The sequence below is a fragment of the Halomonas korlensis genome (assembly GCF_900116705.1).
Classification (GTDB): Bacteria; Pseudomonadota; Gammaproteobacteria; order Pseudomonadales; family Halomonadaceae; genus Halomonas; species Halomonas korlensis.
The window spans coordinates 92,136-108,420 of sequence record NZ_FPBP01000007.1 but is presented as its reverse complement, the minus strand read 5'-3'; the positions used below and the strand labels follow the sequence as shown (position 1 = coordinate 108,420).

At 61.2% G+C, this 16,285-nt stretch carries 14 protein-coding genes; 4 read left to right on the top strand and 10 right to left on the bottom strand.

Going from position 1 to position 16,285, the window contains the following annotated elements; translation table 11 throughout:
• The first annotated feature begins 44 nt into the window (after positions 1-44).
• Positions 45-1,499, top strand: a complete 1,455-nt coding sequence (locus tag BM341_RS10885) for a pentapeptide repeat-containing protein (RefSeq protein ID WP_089795830.1) — start codon at positions 45-47, stop codon at positions 1,497-1,499.
• 149 nt (positions 1,500-1,648) lie between these two features.
• Here BM341_RS10885 and BM341_RS10880 read toward each other — a convergent pair whose 3' ends face one another.
• From BM341_RS10880 to BM341_RS10855, 6 genes are all read right to left on the bottom strand, one after another.
• Positions 1,649-2,548, bottom strand: coding sequence for a hydroxymethylglutaryl-CoA lyase (locus tag BM341_RS10880; protein WP_089795828.1), 900 nt, complete (start codon positions 2,546-2,548; stop codon positions 1,649-1,651).
• A 149-nt stretch (positions 2,549-2,697) separates the two neighbouring features.
• Entirely contained in the window at positions 2,698-3,744 is a 1,047-nt protein-coding gene (locus BM341_RS10875; RefSeq protein ID WP_089795824.1) for an AI-2E family transporter, read from the bottom strand.
• Positions 3,745-3,847: 103 nt separating this feature from the next.
• Positions 3,848-5,899: an acetyl/propionyl/methylcrotonyl-CoA carboxylase subunit alpha gene (locus BM341_RS10870; RefSeq protein ID WP_089795822.1), complete on the bottom strand. Its 2,052-nt coding sequence runs from the start codon at positions 5,897-5,899 to the stop codon at positions 3,848-3,850.
• Positions 5,896-6,723 carry an enoyl-CoA hydratase-related protein gene (locus BM341_RS10865; protein WP_089795820.1) on the bottom strand — a complete coding sequence of 276 codons (828 nt, stop codon included), beginning with the start codon at positions 6,721-6,723 and terminating at the stop codon, positions 5,896-5,898. Before BM341_RS10865 ends, BM341_RS10870 begins: the two co-directional genes overlap by 4 nt.
• Before the next feature lie 7 nt (positions 6,724-6,730).
• Entirely contained in the window at positions 6,731-8,338 is a 1,608-nt protein-coding gene (locus BM341_RS10860; RefSeq protein ID WP_089795818.1) for a carboxyl transferase domain-containing protein, read from the bottom strand.
• 12 nt (positions 8,339-8,350) lie between these two features.
• Entirely contained in the window at positions 8,351-9,520 is a 1,170-nt protein-coding gene (locus tag BM341_RS10855; RefSeq protein WP_089795817.1) for an isovaleryl-CoA dehydrogenase, read from the bottom strand.
• A gap of 532 nt (positions 9,521-10,052) precedes the next feature.
• On the opposite strand from BM341_RS10855, the gene BM341_RS10850 reads away from it, so the two are divergent.
• Positions 10,053-11,201 carry a phytoene/squalene synthase family protein gene (locus BM341_RS10850; protein ID WP_089795815.1) on the top strand — a complete coding sequence of 383 codons (1,149 nt, stop codon included), beginning with the start codon at positions 10,053-10,055 and terminating at the stop codon, positions 11,199-11,201.
• 79 nt (positions 11,202-11,280) lie between these two features.
• Positions 11,281-11,865 (top strand): isopentenyl-diphosphate Delta-isomerase, encoded by a 585-nt coding sequence (gene idi, locus BM341_RS10845; protein ID WP_089795813.1) that lies wholly within the window; start codon positions 11,281-11,283, stop codon positions 11,863-11,865.
• Positions 11,866-11,895: 30 nt separating this feature from the next.
• Here the strand turns inward: idi and BM341_RS10840 are convergent, their stop codons facing one another.
• Positions 11,896-12,834, bottom strand: coding sequence for a sodium-dependent bicarbonate transport family permease (locus BM341_RS10840; RefSeq protein WP_089795812.1), 939 nt, complete (start codon positions 12,832-12,834; stop codon positions 11,896-11,898).
• 127 nt (positions 12,835-12,961) lie between these two features.
• On the opposite strand from BM341_RS10840, the gene BM341_RS10835 reads away from it, so the two are divergent.
• The gene (locus BM341_RS10835; RefSeq protein WP_089795810.1) at positions 12,962-13,930 is read left to right on the top strand and encodes a LysR family transcriptional regulator; all 969 of its coding nucleotides are present in this window, start codon (positions 12,962-12,964) and stop codon (positions 13,928-13,930) included.
• A gap of 18 nt (positions 13,931-13,948) precedes the next feature.
• Here BM341_RS10835 and BM341_RS10830 read toward each other — a convergent pair whose 3' ends face one another.
• The 3 genes from BM341_RS10830 to BM341_RS10820 all read right to left on the bottom strand — a co-directional run bounded on the left by BM341_RS10830 (position 13,949) and on the right by BM341_RS10820 (position 16,267).
• Positions 13,949-14,713, bottom strand: a complete 765-nt coding sequence (locus BM341_RS10830) for an ABC transporter substrate-binding protein (RefSeq protein ID WP_425431994.1) — start codon at positions 14,711-14,713, stop codon at positions 13,949-13,951.
• Positions 14,714-14,840: 127 nt separating this feature from the next.
• On the bottom strand, positions 14,841-15,566 hold the full coding sequence (locus BM341_RS10825) for an ATP-binding cassette domain-containing protein (RefSeq protein ID WP_089795806.1): 726 nt from the start codon (positions 15,564-15,566) through the stop codon (positions 14,841-14,843).
• A complete protein-coding gene (locus BM341_RS10820; RefSeq protein WP_089795804.1) occupies positions 15,563-16,267 on the bottom strand; it encodes an ABC transporter permease in 705 nt (234 codons plus the stop codon). Before BM341_RS10820 ends, BM341_RS10825 begins: the two co-directional genes overlap by 4 nt.
• Positions 16,268-16,285: the final 18 nt, after the last annotated feature.

Genomic DNA, 16,285 nt, shown 5'->3' with positions numbered 1-16,285 from the left:
GACGCGCCGCTTCGCTAAGCGTTAGGAAAATATTGAGACTAACAATGATCAAATATATAGTTGCGTTTGTTTTGACATTTCTATCAGTTATATCGTTAGCTGACTCAAGTTTAACATCCAATAATTCAACACTGGAAACTAAAAAGCTTGAGCTTGAAGTAAAGAAATTATCTTTAGAGATAAATGCAGCTCAGAGAGAAAATACTAGACGATTTATATCGCTCACGTCGGTGATAATAGGTAGCTTATTAGGGGTTGGTACGCTTGTTTGGTCTGTTTTTCAAGGAGTTCAAGCATTTAAGGGCAGAACAGAAGAAAATAGAATTAACCGCGTATCATCGCTTTTGGGAAATCTGTCATCATCTGATATTGATGTGAGGCTTGGGGCAGTCAGAGGGTTGTCACAATACTCTTCTTATGCAATACATGAATTACTGTCCTCTGCATCTACTGAGAGTCAAGCTGTAGTGCGGACAAGTTTGGAAGAAGCGATCGGGAATATTGACAATAAATACCGGCAAGAGGTGGTTGACGCTAATTCCCGAAGTATATTAAAACGAATGCAAAGTCTGGGCAGGCTTAAAGGATTTGGGCACGATCCTAGTAAAAATGATAACCACTTAAATAGCTATAAACAAGTTAAAAAACAATACAATGACACCTATGAACACGGGCTTGTTTTAGGTAGGTTATATCGTTCAAAAAATGATGATGAAAGCCTAGTGGGATTGCAAATTGAGCAGGAACTTGAGTTAATACGGAGTGAAATCCGCCTAGCAAATGTCACGAGTTCAGTTATTTGTAGCTGGATAAGGGCCGGTGTTCTAGAGTCTTTGACTTCCGAAGCCTTAGATCTTTCTGAATCAAATATGTACCGAGCCAAACTACCAATAATTAAGTCGACTTGTTTTATTGCACTATATGCGCTAATGCGTCATTCAACATTGAGATATGCATCAATTGAAAATGGAGTTTTTGACCATTCTGATATGCTAGATGCAAATATACCAAACTCTAAATTCATCAAAACATCTTTTCATAAAGCTCATCTAAGAAAAGCGACAGGTAAAAATGTCAATTTTTATGCCTGTGATCTAAATGATTCCGTGTTGAGTCAAGGGGACTTTAGCGGTTCTCATTTCAATAACTCGTTTTGTAAAAAAACCAAATTTAGAAATGCCATCCTTTCAAATGTTAAATTTACTAACACAATGTTAAATGAAGCAGAGTTTCAAGATGCCAACCTAGTAGATTCAATTCTTTCAGGAGCAAAGCTTTTTGGTGCAAATCTTGTTGATGCTGATTTGTCTAGAGTTAAAGCTAGAAACTGTAAGTTTAATGGTGCTGATCTACGGGGAGCGGTGTTTAAAGATGCTGACCTTTCGGGGGCAGATTTCTCAGGTGCGAATATTTCTGGTGCAGATTTTAAAGGTGCCGTTTTAGATAAAGTTGATTTGTCAAAAGCGCAAAATTTAGATAAGGCGATAAATTTCGCCTAACAAAGCCATAAACGCGGACGCATTTTTCGTTCGCTGCGCTCACTACAAATGCGCCGGTTACGGCTGGCGTTAAATGAACATAACAAACGAAACCCAAAAGCCCCCGAGTCAGTCATCTGGCTCGGGGCTTTTCTGTTTTGGCGCTGCATTTACTTCGCAGCCAACGCTACCCCTACCTTGGAGCGGTTGGGCCGGCCGATGGTCTGGGTGATCCAGGTGCCGGTGGCGGCCAGGGCGTTCAGGTCGATGCCGGTCTCGATGCCGAGGCCGTCAAGCAGGTAGACCACGTCTTCGCTTGCCACGTTACCGGAGGCGCCCTTGGCATAGGGGCAGCCGCCGAGGCCGGCCACGGAGCTGTCCACCACCGCGATGCCTTCCTCCAGCACCGCGTAGAGGTTGGCCAGCGCCTGGCCGTAGGTGTCGTGGAAGTGGGCGGCGAGCTGGGTCATTGGGATGTCGCGGTTCACGGCTTCGACCATCCGCTTGGCCTTTAGCGGGGTGCCGGTGCCGATGGTGTCGCCGAGCGAGACCTCGTAGCAGCCCATCTCATACAGCGCCTTTGAGACCTCGGCGACCTTGGCGGGGGCGATCTCGCCTTCGTAGGGGCAGCCCAGCACGCAGGAAACATAACCACGCACCCGCACGTTGGCTTCCTTGGCACGCTCCAGCACCGGAGCGAAGCGTTCGAGCGACTCACTCACCGAACAGTTGATGTTCTTCTGAGAGAAGGCCTCGGAGGCGGCGCCAAATACCGCGACTTCCTCGACGCCGCACTCCAGCGCCGCTTCCAGCCCCTTGAGGTTGGGAGTGAGGGCGGCGTAGGTCACGCTGTCGCGGCGCTTGAGGCAGGTCATCACCTCGCGATGGTCGGCCATCTGCGGCACCCACTTGGGCGAGACGAAGCTGGCGGCCTCGATATAACGGATGCCGGCCGCGCCCAGGCGGTCGATCAGCTCGAGCTTGGTGGCCGTATCGATCGGGTTGGGTTCGTTCTGCAGTCCGTCGCGCGGGCCGACCTCGACCAGGCGAACGGTTGTTGGGAATGCCATGGATGCCTCCTGCGAAGTGGTGATTGGCTGGTGAAATTGGCTTCTACGACTTGCTTATCCGTTGTCACCGGATACCCGCCTGACGCTCCGCCAACTGGGCTCCTGCATCGTCTTGTCTGACATTGCCGGGTACTGAGACAAGCGAAATATCATTCCTTCTGCAGCCAGCCGTTAATATATACCCGGTCGACAATGACCATCACCAGGACAGTGAGCGGCCCTGCGAGGAGTAGACCCAACAAGCCGCCGATCAAGCTTAGCCAGAACTGCACGACGATCAGCAGGGCAGGGGGAATCTGGACCGCCTTCTTCTGGATGTACGGCGTCACAAGGTAGCTTTCAATAAATTGCACCATGACAAACAGCATGGCGACGTACAAAAGCGCCGCATAGCCGACAGTGAAGCCAACCAGCAGGGCGGGAATGGCCGAGAGTATCGGGCCAAGGTAAGGAATGAACGCCAGGGCGCCTGCCAGCAACCCGAGGGAGAGGGCCAAGGGTATGCCGATGATCCAGAGGCCGACCCCCGTTATCACACCGATGATCAGCATCGATACGAGCCTTCCCAGCAACCACCAGCTCATCTTGTCGTAGATGGCGGCCAACAGGTTTGAGGCAGCATCGCGGTGCTTTGGGAACACGAGCCGCACCAATCCACGGCGGTATGTCCAGGGTTCGAAGGCTACGTATAGCCCGACGAAGAGGATGACGATCAGGTTGGTCAGCGCCCCGAACGTGGTGGAAAATATTGACGTCACCCTGAAGATGAAATCGCCGAGCGCCCCTCGTATCGATTGGCCGTCTTCCATCTCGCGGAGGAACTGGTCCCCCATGGGCCAGTCACGAATGCGGTTTTCCAGCGCATCCAGCGACCCAGGAATAATCTCGGTGAACTGTTGGGATTGCTGGGCAATGTTTGACGAAAAGTTGAGGCCAAACAGTGTCATCAAGGTAATGATGAGCAACAGCACAACGACCAGGGCCCAACGATAGCCAAGAAAGCTGTGGCGATGAATGAAATTCGCCGGCAGGTACAGGAACAGCGCGAGCAATAGCCCAATCATGCTCATCAAGATGATCTCGAGCCCCGACCATACAAACCACGCCAACAGCATGACCGAGCCGACAATACCTACGGCTATCCATACCTTGCGAGCGTAAACATGATAGGGCGGATCGCTGCTGGGTGGCGGCATGCCTCACTCCTTTGAGGTTGGATATTTCGCGCGCCTCACGAGTCGGGCAAACCCGCATGGTTAATATAGGAGCGCAGATGTTCTGCGCTCCTTATAGTTTATTTCACTCCTTGATGGCGAATTCCAGCAGCACATCGCCTTGGCCCACCGTATCGCCGGCCTGGAAGTGAAAGCTCTCGACGTGGCCATCGGCCGGGGCGCTCATGGTGTGCTCCATCTTCATGGCTTCCATGACCATCAGCGGAATGCCTTTCTCGACCTGCACGCCGGGTTCGACCAGCAGCGCCACTACCGTGCCGTGCATCGGCGCGGTGAGGGTCGATTCGGCCTCGTGGTGGCCGTGGTCGATGGCATCGATGCGCCGCCAGAACAGGCGCGTCTCGCCGCGCGGGTCGACCATGACGACGACGTTGCCGTCGCGTCGTGCCTGCAGGCGGCGGCGGTGGCCGTTGAGCGTGACCGCCACGGCGTCGCCAGCCAGTGGCTGGAGCGAGGCGGTCAGGGTTTCGCCGCCGATGGTCAGCGTCCATAGCGCGTCGTCGCGTTCGCGGGCGCCTTCGACCACCACCACGGCCTCGGAATCGTCCTCGTCCTGGGCATGCGCGGGGTCGCACAGGGCGATGCGGATGGTATGCGGGGCATTGAGGCGAAAGCCATCGTGGCGGTCCCAGGGCGAGTCACTTTCGCATTCGCTGGCCAGCTGGTTGAGGCCGACCAGCGCGGCGCTGGCATAGTCCTCGAGGCGGTAGACGCGCGGGGCGAACAGTGTGGTGTCGTGGCGCTCGATAAAACGCGTGTCGAGTTCGGCGTCGCGGAAGCCCGGGTGGGTGGCGAGCCGCTGCAGGAAGGCGCGGTTGGTGACCACGCCCTGCACGTCGAGTGCCGCCAGCGCGCGGTTGAGGGTGGCCAGCGCCTGGGCACGGTCGTCCCCATGGACGATCAGCTTGGCGAGCATCGGGTCGTAGTGCATCGACACCGCATCGCCGGTTTCCACGCCGCTGTCCAGACGTACCCGTTCGGGGTCGAGCCCGGCGCCCTCGAGGTCCATGGCGAAGCGCGTGAGCGTGCCGGTGGCGGGTAGGAAGTCCTGCTCCGGGTCCTCGGCGTAGAGGCGCGCCTCGAAGCTGTGGCCGGTGATGGTCAACTCTTCCTGGGCGCAGGGCAGTGGCTCGCCCATGGCCACGCGCAGCTGCCATTCGACCAGGTCCTGGCCGGTGATCATCTCGGTGACCGGATGCTCGACCTGCAGGCGGGTGTTCATCTCCATAAAGTAGAAAGAACCATCCGCGTCCAGTAGGAATTCCACCGTCCCGGCACCCACGTAGCCGATCTCCTTGGCGGCGCGTACCGCGGCCTCGCCCATCTCGCGGCGAAGCGGGGCGGTCATGCCCGGGGCGGGGGCTTCTTCCAGCACCTTCTGATGGCGGCGCTGCACCGAGCAATCGCGTTCGAACAGGTAGACGCCGTTGCCGTGGCCATCGCAGAACACCTGCACCTCGACGTGGCGCGGCTGGGTCAGGTACTTCTCGATCAGCATGCGCTGGTCGCCGAAGGCGGCCTGGGACTCACGGCGACAGCCCTCGAGGGCGGCCTGGAAGTTCTCACCGCTTTCCACCACGCGCATGCCCTTGCCGCCACCGCCGGCGCTGGCCTTGAGCAATACCGGATAGCCGATGTTGTCGGCCTCGCGGCGCAGCAGGGTGTCGTCCTGGTCGTTGCCGTGGTAGCCCGGCACCAGCGGCACGCCGGCATTGGCCATGCGCGCCTTGGCGGCGGACTTGTCGCCCATGGCGGCAATCGCCGAGGCGGGCGGGCCGACGAAGGCGATGCCGGCCTTGTCCAGGGCCTCGACGAAGGCGCCGTTCTCGGAGAGAAAGCCGTAGCCGGGATGGATGGCGCCGGCGCCGGTGCGCTGGGCGGCTTCCACCACCGCGTCGATCTTGAGGTAGCTCTCGCGGGCGGCCGCCGGCCCGAGGCGCACGGCCTCGTCGGCCTCGCGCACGTGGCGGGCGCTGGCGTCGGCATCCGAGTAGACGGCCACGGTACGCAGGCCCATGGCGCGCGCGGTGCGCATTACGCGACAGGCGATCTCGCCGCGGTTGGCGACCAGCAGGGTGTCGAAGCGCTGAGCGCGGGGGTCTGGCGTCGGGGTCATGAGCGGCGCTCCGTGGTCGAAGGGGATTCGGCGGCCCAGGCGGGGCGGCGCTTGTCGAAGAAACTGGCCAACCCCTCCTGGCCCTCGGGGCTCACGCGCAGCTCGCTGATGACGCGGCAGGTGTGGTCGCGGGTGGTCTGGCTGTCGGGTTCACGCGCCACCGTGGCGAGCAGTGCCTTGGTCGCGCGCTGGGCCTGGGGCGAGCCGGCCAGCAGCCGGCCGAGCATGGCGTCGATGGCCTCGTCGAGATCGTCATGACCGAACACCTGATGGACCAGGCCCAGGGCGAGGCTGGTGGTGGCGTCCATCACCTCGGCGGTCAGCGCGTAGCGGCGCATCTGGCGGGCGCCAATGGCTCGCTGCACGTAGGGGCTGATCACCGCAGGCGACAGGCCGATCTTGACCTCGGAGAGGCAGAACCTGGCCTGGTCGGAGGCGATGACGATATCGCAGCAGGCGGCCAGGCCTACGGCGCCGCCGAAGGCCGCGCCCTGCACGCGGCACAGCGTGGGGCAGGGCAGGGTGTCGATGCCGTGCATCAACGCCGAGAGCTTGCGCGAATCCGCCAGGTTGTCCTCGATATCGTACTCGACCATGCGCTGCATCCACTTGAGGTCGGCGCCGGCGGAGAAGCTCTTGCCCTCGGAACCCAGCACCATGGCGCGCACCTCGCCCTTTTCGGCGGCCTCGTGTAGCCGCTCGAGATGGGCATTGAGTTCGGCGATCAGGTGATCGTCGAAGGCGTTGTGCACCTCGGGGCGATTCAGCATCAGCCGGGCGACGCCGCGATTGTCGATGTTCAGGTTCGAAAAAGTCTGTGTCATGTCGACCTCACATCCGGAACACGCCGAAGCGCGTCTCTTCGACTTCGGCATTCATGGCAGCGGCCAGCGACAGGCCCAGCACATCACGAGTCTGAGCCGGGTCGATCACGCCGTCGTCCCACAGCCGCGCACTGGCGTAGTAGGGATGGCCCTGGTGCTCGTACTGCTCGCGGGTCGGCGCCTTGAAGGCCTCTTCGTCCTCACGGGTCCACTCGCGGCCCTCGCGCTCGAACTGCTCGCGCTTGACCTGGGCGAGCACGCCCGCGGCCTGTTCGCCGCCCATCACCGAGATGCGCGCATTGGGCCACATGAACAACAGGTTGGGGTCATAGGCGCGGCCGCACATGCCGTAGTTGCCGGCGCCGAAGCTGCCGCCGATCAGCACGGTGAACTTGGGTACCTTGGCGCAGGCCACCGCGGTGACCAGCTTGGCGCCGTGCTTAGCGATGCCCTCGTGCTCGTACTTCGAGCCGACCATGAAGCCGGTGATGTTCTGCAGGAACACCAGCGGGATCTTGCGCTGCGCGCACAACTCGATGAAGTGCGCGCCCTTGACCGCGGACTCGGAGAACAGCACTCCATTGTTGGCGACGATGCCCACCGGGTAGCCGTGAATGTGCGCGAAGCCGGTGACCAGGGTGTCGCCGTAGTAGCGCTTGAACTCGTCGAAGTCAGAATCATCGACGACGCGTCCGATCACCTCGCGCACGTCGTAGGGCTTCTTGAGGTCGGTGCCGACGATGCCGTAGAGCTCGCCGGGGTCGAGGCGCGGCGGTTTCGAGGGTTGCATGGCGAGTTGGCCACGCTTCTGCCAGTTGAGCCGTGACACGCAGCCGCGCGCCAGTTGCAGGGCGTGGGCGTCGTTCTCGGCGTAGTGGTCGACCACGCCGCTGAGCTTGGCGTGCACGTCGGCACCGCCCAGGTCCTCGGCGCTGATGCTCTCGCCGGTCGCCGCCTTCACCAGCGGAGGGCCACCGAGGAAGATCGTGCCTTGCTCCTTGACGATGATCGACTCGTCGGCCATGGCCGGCACATAGGCGCCGCCGGCGGTGCAGGAGCCCATCACCACGGCGATCTGCGGGATGCCTTCGGCGGAGAGTGTGGCCTGGTTGTAGAAGATGCGCCCGAAGTGGTCGCGGTCGGGGAAGACCTCGTCCTGTAAGGGCAGGTAGGCACCGCCGGAGTCGACCAGGTAGAGGCAAGGCAGGCGGTGCTTGCGGGCGATCTCCTGGGCGCGCAGGTGCTTCTTGACCGTCAGCGGGTAATAGGTGCCGCCCTTGACCGTGGCGTCATTGGCGACGATCACGCATTCCACGCCGCTGACGCGGCCGATGCCGGTGATCACGCTTGCGGCGGGCACCGGGCTGTCGTAGACCTCATGCGCGGCCAGCGCCGAGAATTCGAGAAACGGCGAGCCCTCGTCGATCAGATGATCGATGCGGTCGCGCACGAACAGCTTGCCGCGCGACTCGTGGCGATCGCGCGCCTTCGGACCGCCGCCCTGGGCGATGGCCGCGGTCAGCTCGCGTAGCCGGCCGACCTCGGTGCGCATCGACGCCTCGTTGGCCTGGAAGACCTCGCTGCGGGGGTTGATCTGGGTCGTCAAGGTTGCCATGTACGCTCGCCCTTACTTGGATTCGTTGAAGATCTCACGCCCGATCAGCATGCGGCGGATCTCGCTGGTGCCGGCACCGATCTCGTAGAGCTTGGCGTCGCGCAGCAGGCGTCCGGTCGGGTACTCGTTGATGTAGCCATTGCCGCCAAGCAGCTGGATGGCATCGAGCGCCACCTGGGTTGCCTTCTCGGAAGCATAGAGAATCACCCCGGCGGCGTCCTTGCGCGAGACCTGGCCGCGGTCGCAGGCGGCAGCCACGGCGTAGAGGTAGGCGCGGCAGGCGTTGAGGGTGGTCGCCATGTCGGCGACCTTGCCTTGTACCAACTGGAACTCGCCGATGGGCTGGTCGAACTGCTTGCGCTCGTGCAGGTAGGGCACCACGACATCCATGGCGGCCTGCATGATGCCGATGGAGCCGGCGGCGAGCACGGTGCGCTCGTAGTCCAGGCCACTCATCAGCACCCGCACGCCCTTGCCGACGTCGCCGAGCACGTTCTCTTCCGGCACTTCGCAGTCCTGGAACACCAGCTCGCAGGTGTTGGAGCCGCGCATGCCGAGCTTGTCGAGCTTCTGGGCGGTGGAGAAACCTGGAAAGTCCTTCTCGATGATGAAGGCGGTAATGCCCTTGGAGCCGGCCGCGGGGTCGGTCTTGGCGTAGACCACCAGCACGTGGGCATCGGGGCCGTTGGTGATCCACATCTTGTTGCCGTTGAGCACGTAGCGGTCGCCGCGCTTCTCGGCCTTGAGCTTCATCGACACCACATCGGAGCCGGCGCCGGGCTCGGACATCGCCAGCGCACCGACATGCTCGCCGCTGATCAGCTTGGGCAGGTACTTGGCCTTCTGCTCGGCGGTGGCGTTGATCTTGAGCTGGTTGACGCAGAGATTGGAGTGGGCGCCATAGGACAGACCCACCGAGGCGCTGGCCCGCGAAATCTCTTCCAGCGCGATGCAGTGCGCCAGGTAACCCATGCCACTGCCGCCGTCCTCGTCCGGCACGGTGATGCCGAGCAGGCCCATGTCGCCGAACTTGCGCCACAGATCGTTGGGGAATTCGTTCTTCTCATCGATCTCGGCGGCGCGCGGCGCGATCTCATCACGGGCGAAGGCATTGACCTGATCGCGCAGCATGTTGAGTTCGTCATCGAGGCCGAAGTCGAGGGGTTGGTAGAGCGAATGCATGGCGGGCTCCCGTCTTGTCAGGTAAAGCGTCACTGCTTGGGGCAGTGACGTAACAGGCGAACAGATGTCATCAAAATGGCAGATGGCACAAGACTATGCGAGGTTGACGTTAACGTAAAGTGCAGCTTCTAGGCGTGCGACGAAAGTCAAAAGGGCGCAGGAAGAAAGCGTCCCGATGAGAAGGGATCCGGTGGGGCGATGTTGAATCAGCCCGGCCCAGCGGGCTGAGCAGGAAGAACATCACCAAAATGACGGGCATCGGGATGTCTCAAGCGGCTAGGGAAAAACGCCACCCCTTCTGCGAAGCTCAGGGCATTAATTCCAATAAACGCTTTGGCATTGCATCATGGATTATCATCTAGTTACGGCTCCACCTGACCCAGGATGTCGTATCCGGCACGGAGCCATAAAAGCGAGTGAATGATTCAATCCCTTGGTATGATCAGTCGGGCCTCTCTCCCTAAGCAAAGTTTATAGTAGGAGGAAAGAGCCGGTTAATGTTACCAACCGCTATCAAGACCGGTGTTCCGCTATGGCTAATTTAACTTCAACGGGTCCCGGGAGCACGGAGGCAGAAGCCTACCAGGAAAAGATTCTTCCCGGCGTGTCCCGAAGCTTCGCCCTCACCATACCGCAGCTGCCAGGCGATCTGCGCAAGGTGGTCACCAATGCTTACCTGCTTTGCCGAATTGCGGATACGATAGAAGATGAGCCTGAGCTATCTGCACTACAGAAGGTCATCTTTCATGAGCAATTTTTGGCAGTGCTAAGAGGGGAGGAGAAGCCGCAGAATTTCGCCAAGCAGCTCACGCCACTACTCTCGAGAGCCACTTCGTCGAGTGAGCGCGAGTTGATAGCCAATGCTCCCTTGATCGTCTGCAACACACATCGATTTTCAGCATCGCAACGGCAGGTGTTGTTGAAATGTGTAAGCATCATGTGTCAAGGCATGGGCTCCTATCAGGGCAATGCCAGCCTTGAGGGTCTGGCAGACCAGAGAGAAGTAGACCGGTATTGCTATTACGTCGCAGGTGTCGTTGGCGAAATGCTGACAGAATTGTTCTGCCAGTACTCCGATGAGATAGACGAAAAGCGCGCCGACATGCTGACTCTCGCGCCTTCATTCGGTGAAGGCTTGCAGCTCACCAATATCCTCAAGGACCTTTGGGAAGATAGGCGACAAGGAGTCTGCTGGTTGCCCCGCAAAGAGTTCGAGGAGTTGGGTCTCAAGGTGGACGCTATCACCCCGGGGGGCGGCGACAAGGCGTTCGTAGCAGCATTACGCTATATGGTAGGGGTGGCACATGGTCATTTGCATAACGCTTTTCGCTACACCCTGTTGATTCCGCCTCAAGAAACGGGGATCCGGCGCTTCTGCCTGTGGGCCATTGGTCTTGCTGTTCTCACATTACGGCGGATAAAAGCCCGATCGGCTTACAGCAGCGGGCAACAGGTCAAGGTTTCCCGTCGCTTTGTCAAGGCCACAATCCTTGGCACCCATCTAACGGCACGTCACGACTGGATGCTCAAGCTGTTGTTCTCTGGCGTGACAACAGGACTGCCGTACACGCCACTCTTGAGCCCTGGCCCCAGACTGAGTCACTGGATGACCGAGCCGTCGTTGAGCGGTGGCTATCAAGCTGACAGCGTCAACCTACTGCTACGCAATAGCGATAAGTAGGCAGACTGTCTTGGCCAAGGCCAAGGCCAACGTCGTGACGGAGGGGGTCGAAAAATGAATCAGGTGATGGAGGTGATCATTGGAGAATGCCGTTGAAAGCGAGCGAGATGAGGTCGTGTCGTTCGATGGCGAGGAGCTGATTCTCGTCGACGCAGAAGACCAAGAGCTGGGTTATTTGAACAAGGCAAAGTGTCATGTCGGTGAGGGTGTCCTGCACCGGGCTTTTTCATTGTTCGTGTTCAATGCGGACGGAGAGCTTCTCCTCCAGCAGCGCTCGGAGGGCAAGCGCTTGTGGCCGCTCTACTGGTCCAACAGCTGTTGCAGTCATCCTCGCCGAGGCGAGCGTATGGAAGAGGCGGCTAAGCGGCGTTTGCGGCAAGAAGTCGGCATCGAGGCAGTGTTCGACTACCTCTACAAGTTTCGTTATCAGGCACAGTTCGACCCGAACGGAGCCGAGCATGAAATGTGCTGGGTTTATCTGGGGAGCAGCGGTGAGGTGCCGCACCCCAATCGACAGGAAATTGCAGACTGGTGTTGGATAACGCCAACACGGCTCGATGCCGAGTTGGCGAATCACCCAGAACGCTATACGCCCTGGTTAAAGATGGAGTGGGCAAGATTAAGGAGTGAGTTTGCAAGCGAGCTGAAGAGATACATTCGATAAGCCAGTGGCTACCGGCGGGCTTAGGGATTATCAGCTCAGCCACAGGGCGAGATGGTAGTAGACAGGTATGCCGACGATCACGTTGAGCGGGAAGGTCAGCCCCAGCGAGGCGAGCATTGCCAGGCCGATGTTGGCCTCGGGGATGGCGGTGCGCATGGCGGCCGGTGCAGCGATGTAGGATGCGCTGGCGGCGAGCGCGGTGAGGATCAGCAGTGAGCCGGAAGGCAGCCCCAGCGCCAGGCCGACGCCCAGCCCGGTTAGCGCCAACAGCGGCGGAGCAGCCAGGGCGAAGGTGAGCAGTCGCCAGTGGCGCCAGGGCAGCGGGCGAAGGGTTTCGGCGGCGGTCAGGCCCATCTCGAGCAGGAAGATCGCCAGCACGGCATGGAAGGCCCCGGTCAGCAGATCGGTGACATTGGCGCCTTGGGCCGGGCCGTAGAGAGTTCCGATCACCACGCCGCCGGCCAGCAGGATCACCCCGCGGTTGGTCAGCGTCTCGTGCCAAAGACCACTGATCGCCTCGCCGGGCGCCGAGCCCCGGTAGCGGCGATAGAGGGCGATGGCCACCATGATCGCCGGCAGTTCCATCATCACCAGATAGAGGGTGACTTCGGCACCAATCGGCAGGCCGCGCCCCTCGGCGAAGGCCAGGGCCACAGCGAAGGTGCCGGCGCTCACCGACCCGTAGTGAGCCGCCAGGCTGGCACTGTCGGCGGCGGAGAGACGCACCAGGCGGCGTAGTATCGGCATCAGGGCCAGCGGGATCAGCGCGCCGAGCGCCGCCACCGCGGCCAGTTCGGGCACGATCGACCAGCCCAGGTTACCGTACAGCGCCATGCCACCCTTGAGGCCGATGGTCAGCATCAGTAGCAGGCTCAGGGTGTCGTAGGCGGCCTTGGGAATGGTCAGGTCGGACTTCACCAACCCGGCCACCAGGCCAAGTAGGAAGAACATCACCACGATATCGGGCATCGGGAGGTCTCGGGTGGCGTAGGAGGAAGCGCCACGCATTCTGCGAAGTCTTGTTCATTGATTCCAATAAATTCTCATGCAAGGCATCATGGATGATCATCTATGCACGGCGGGAGGTACCGCGGCGATGAACATCCGACACCTGACCTTCCGCCTGCTGCAGGTCTATGCCGCAGTGGTGCGTGCCGGATCGATCAGCGAGGCGGCGCGTCGGCTCCACCTGACCCAGCCCACGGTCTCCCAGCAGCTCAAGCGCCTGGCCGAGACGGTGGGCGAGCCACTGCTCGAGAGCCATCAGGGGCGCCTGGTGACCACCGAGGCGGGCGGCGAACTCTACCGGGCGAGCCGCGAGGTGTTGGGGCGCTTCGACGACCTCGAGGACTACCTGGCCTCGCTGCGCAGCGGGGCGCGGGGACGCTGTTCGATCGCCCTGGTCAATACGGCCCAATACGTGCTGCCGCGTCTGCTCGGCCCCTATAGTCGGGCCTTTCCCGAGGTGGACGTCACTCTGCATATCGGCAACCGGCGCCAGGTGCTGACCCGCTTCGAGCGCCAGGACGACGACCTTTACGTGTTCAGCCATCCCCCCTCCCTGGCTCATGCCCGGGCCGGTCGCTTCCTGCGCAACCCGCTAGTGGCCGTGGCGCCGCGGGGCCATTTGCTGGCGGGACGCGAACAGGTGGCGATGAGCGAGCTGCTGGGCGATCGGTTTCTCCTGCGCGAACCCGGCTCGGCCACGCGGATGCTCTTCGAGAGCTGGCTGCAGGAGCAGGGTCTGTCACAGGGGCCGACCCTGCAGATAGCCAGCAACGAGGCGATCCGGGTCGGGGTGGCCTCGGGGATGGGGCTCGCCGTGCTCTCCGAGCATGTGCTGCCGCCGGAGCATCCGGACCTGGTGATCCTGCCGGTGGCGGGGCTGCCCATCGAGAGTCACTGGCAGTTCATCGTGCGCCGCGACCGACGGTTGTCGCATGCGGCGATGGGGTTGCTGCGGTTCGCCGAGGGCCACTTGGGCGAGTGCATAGAGGCACGTTTTCTTTGCAATGAACTGGCAGGGCTGTTGGAAGGGCTGGGACTAGATGCGACTGTCACTTGATCGGCCCGACCCCGAGTCTCACTTCGTGGCGTTGGGAAAGAACAGCTGCTGTCCCTTTATCTGGAAGTCGCCGATAGCCTGCTGCCCCTCCTCGGAGAGCAGCCACTGATGCCACCGCTCGGCGAGATCGTGCTTGAGGTGCGAATGACGCTCGGCAGAGAGCAGCAGGCTGCCGTACTGGTTGAACAGCGCCTCGTCGCCTTCGAACAGTAGCTCAAGTCCTTGAGGATTAGCGAAGGCGACCCAGCTTGCCCGGTCGGCCAGCACATAGGCATCCATGCCGGCGGCGGTGTTCAGCGTCGGGCCCATCCCGCTGCCCAGCTCGCGATACCATCCACCCTCTGGCGCCACGCCGGCGGCCTCCCAGAGACGTAGTTCGGCGCGATTGGTGCCGCTGTCGTCGCCGCGTGAGGCGAAGGGGGCCTCGGCCTCGGCGATGCGTGCGAACGCGTCCGCGACCGTATCGGCGTCAGCGATGTCGGCGGGGTCGTCGCCCGGACCGATGACCACGAAGTCGTTGACCATCACGTCGGCGCGCTCAGTGGCGTAGCCCTCGGCGACGAAACGCTTTTCACCTTCGGTGTCGTGGACCAGCAGGCTGTCGGCGTCGCCACGGCGGGCGATCTCGAAGGCCTGGCCGGTACCCACGGCCACGACCCGTACCTCGATGCCGGTGGCCGCGGTGAACCGCGGGAGAATCGCGTCGAAGAGTCCTGAGTTCTCGGTGGACGTGGTCGAGGCCAGGATGATGAAGTCTTCTCCCTCCGTGGCCTGCGTCGTCATGGAGAGTCCCGCCAGGCCTGAGGCTGCGAGGATCAATCCTGTCTTGTGCATCTTGCCCTTCCTTCTCTCTGTCATTCTATCTTCCTGTCTTTATTATCTAGCTTTGTCTTCGGGGGAGCGCGCCCGATCACCAGACCAGTTCGCCCCGGATGAATGCTTGCGCCTGGGGAGTGGCGGGGGCCGTGAAGAAATCGGTGGCCGAGCTGTGTTCAAGCACACGCCCACCGCACAGGAACACCACGTCGTCGGCTAGCCGTCGTGCCTGATAAAGGTCGTGAGTGCTCATCAGAATGCGAGTGCCGCGTGCGTGAAAGTCGAGCACCGCATCTTCCACCGCCTTGATGGCCGCGGGGTCCAGCGCGGAGGTGGGTTCGTCGAGAAACAGCATCTCGGGTTCGGTCAGCCAGGCCCGGGCCAGCGCCAGGCGCTGCTGTTCGCCGCCGGAGAGCACGCGGGCCGGGCGTTTTTCCAGCGCGGCCAGGCCGAAGCGCTCCAGGGCCTCGCGGGCCAGTGGCTTGCGTCGCATGCGGGGGACGCCGTTCACCGCCAGGGCATAGGTGAGGTTGGCCAGGGCCGTGCGCTTGAGCAGCACGGGACGCTGGAAGACCATCGACTGACGGGGCCGTCGACCGTCCCATCGAATCTGCCCCTGAGTGGGCATCAGCAGGCCGTGGGCGAGACGCATCAACAGGCTCTTGCCGGCGCCGTTGGGGCCCATCAGCAGGATACGACGACACCCTTCGAGACGCAGGTCGACGGGATGCAGCAGCGTCTGGCCACGGTGTGCGAAGCCGACGCCTTGCAACGACAGGGACGGAATGGCCGTCGCGGCGAGTCGGGTCATCTCGTTCATCCCAGCCGTCTCCGTGCGCTCTCGCCGATCAGATAGGCGGCGGCGTTGACCAGCGCCACCAGTCCCAGCAGCACGATGCCGAGCCCAAGGGCCAGCGGCAGGTCACCCTTGCTGGTTTCCAGCACGATGGCGGTGGTCATCACCCGCGTCACGCCATCGATATTGCCGCCGACGATCATCACCGCGCCGACTTCGGCACTGGCACGCCCGAAACCGGCGAGGATCACTGTCATCAGGCCGAAGCGGGCGTCCCACAACAGAGTGGGCATCATGCGCCGCTTGGACAGGCCCATGGAGCGCAGCTGCTCGTGATAATCGCCATGCAGCTCCTCGATCTGTTGGCGGGTCAGGGCGGCGATGATCGGCAGCACCAGGATCACCTGGGCGATCACCATGGCAGTGGGGGTGAACAGCAGGCCGAGCTCGCCCAGCGGCCCCGCCCGCGAGAGCAGCAGGTAGACCGTGAGCCCCGCAACGACCGGTGGCAGGCCCATGAACGCATTGAGGACGACGATGAGCGTGCCGCGACCGGGAAACTTCCAGAGCGCCAGGGCCGCTCCCAGCGGCAGGCCGATGAGCGTGGCGATCAGCACCGCCGACAGCGAGACCCGCAGTGACAACGCAACGATCGCGAGCAGATCGGGATCGAAGCCCATGATCAAGCTGAGGGCGGTCTGAAAAGCATTGGTGTCGTCAAACATCGAGGGCTCCTGCAGATA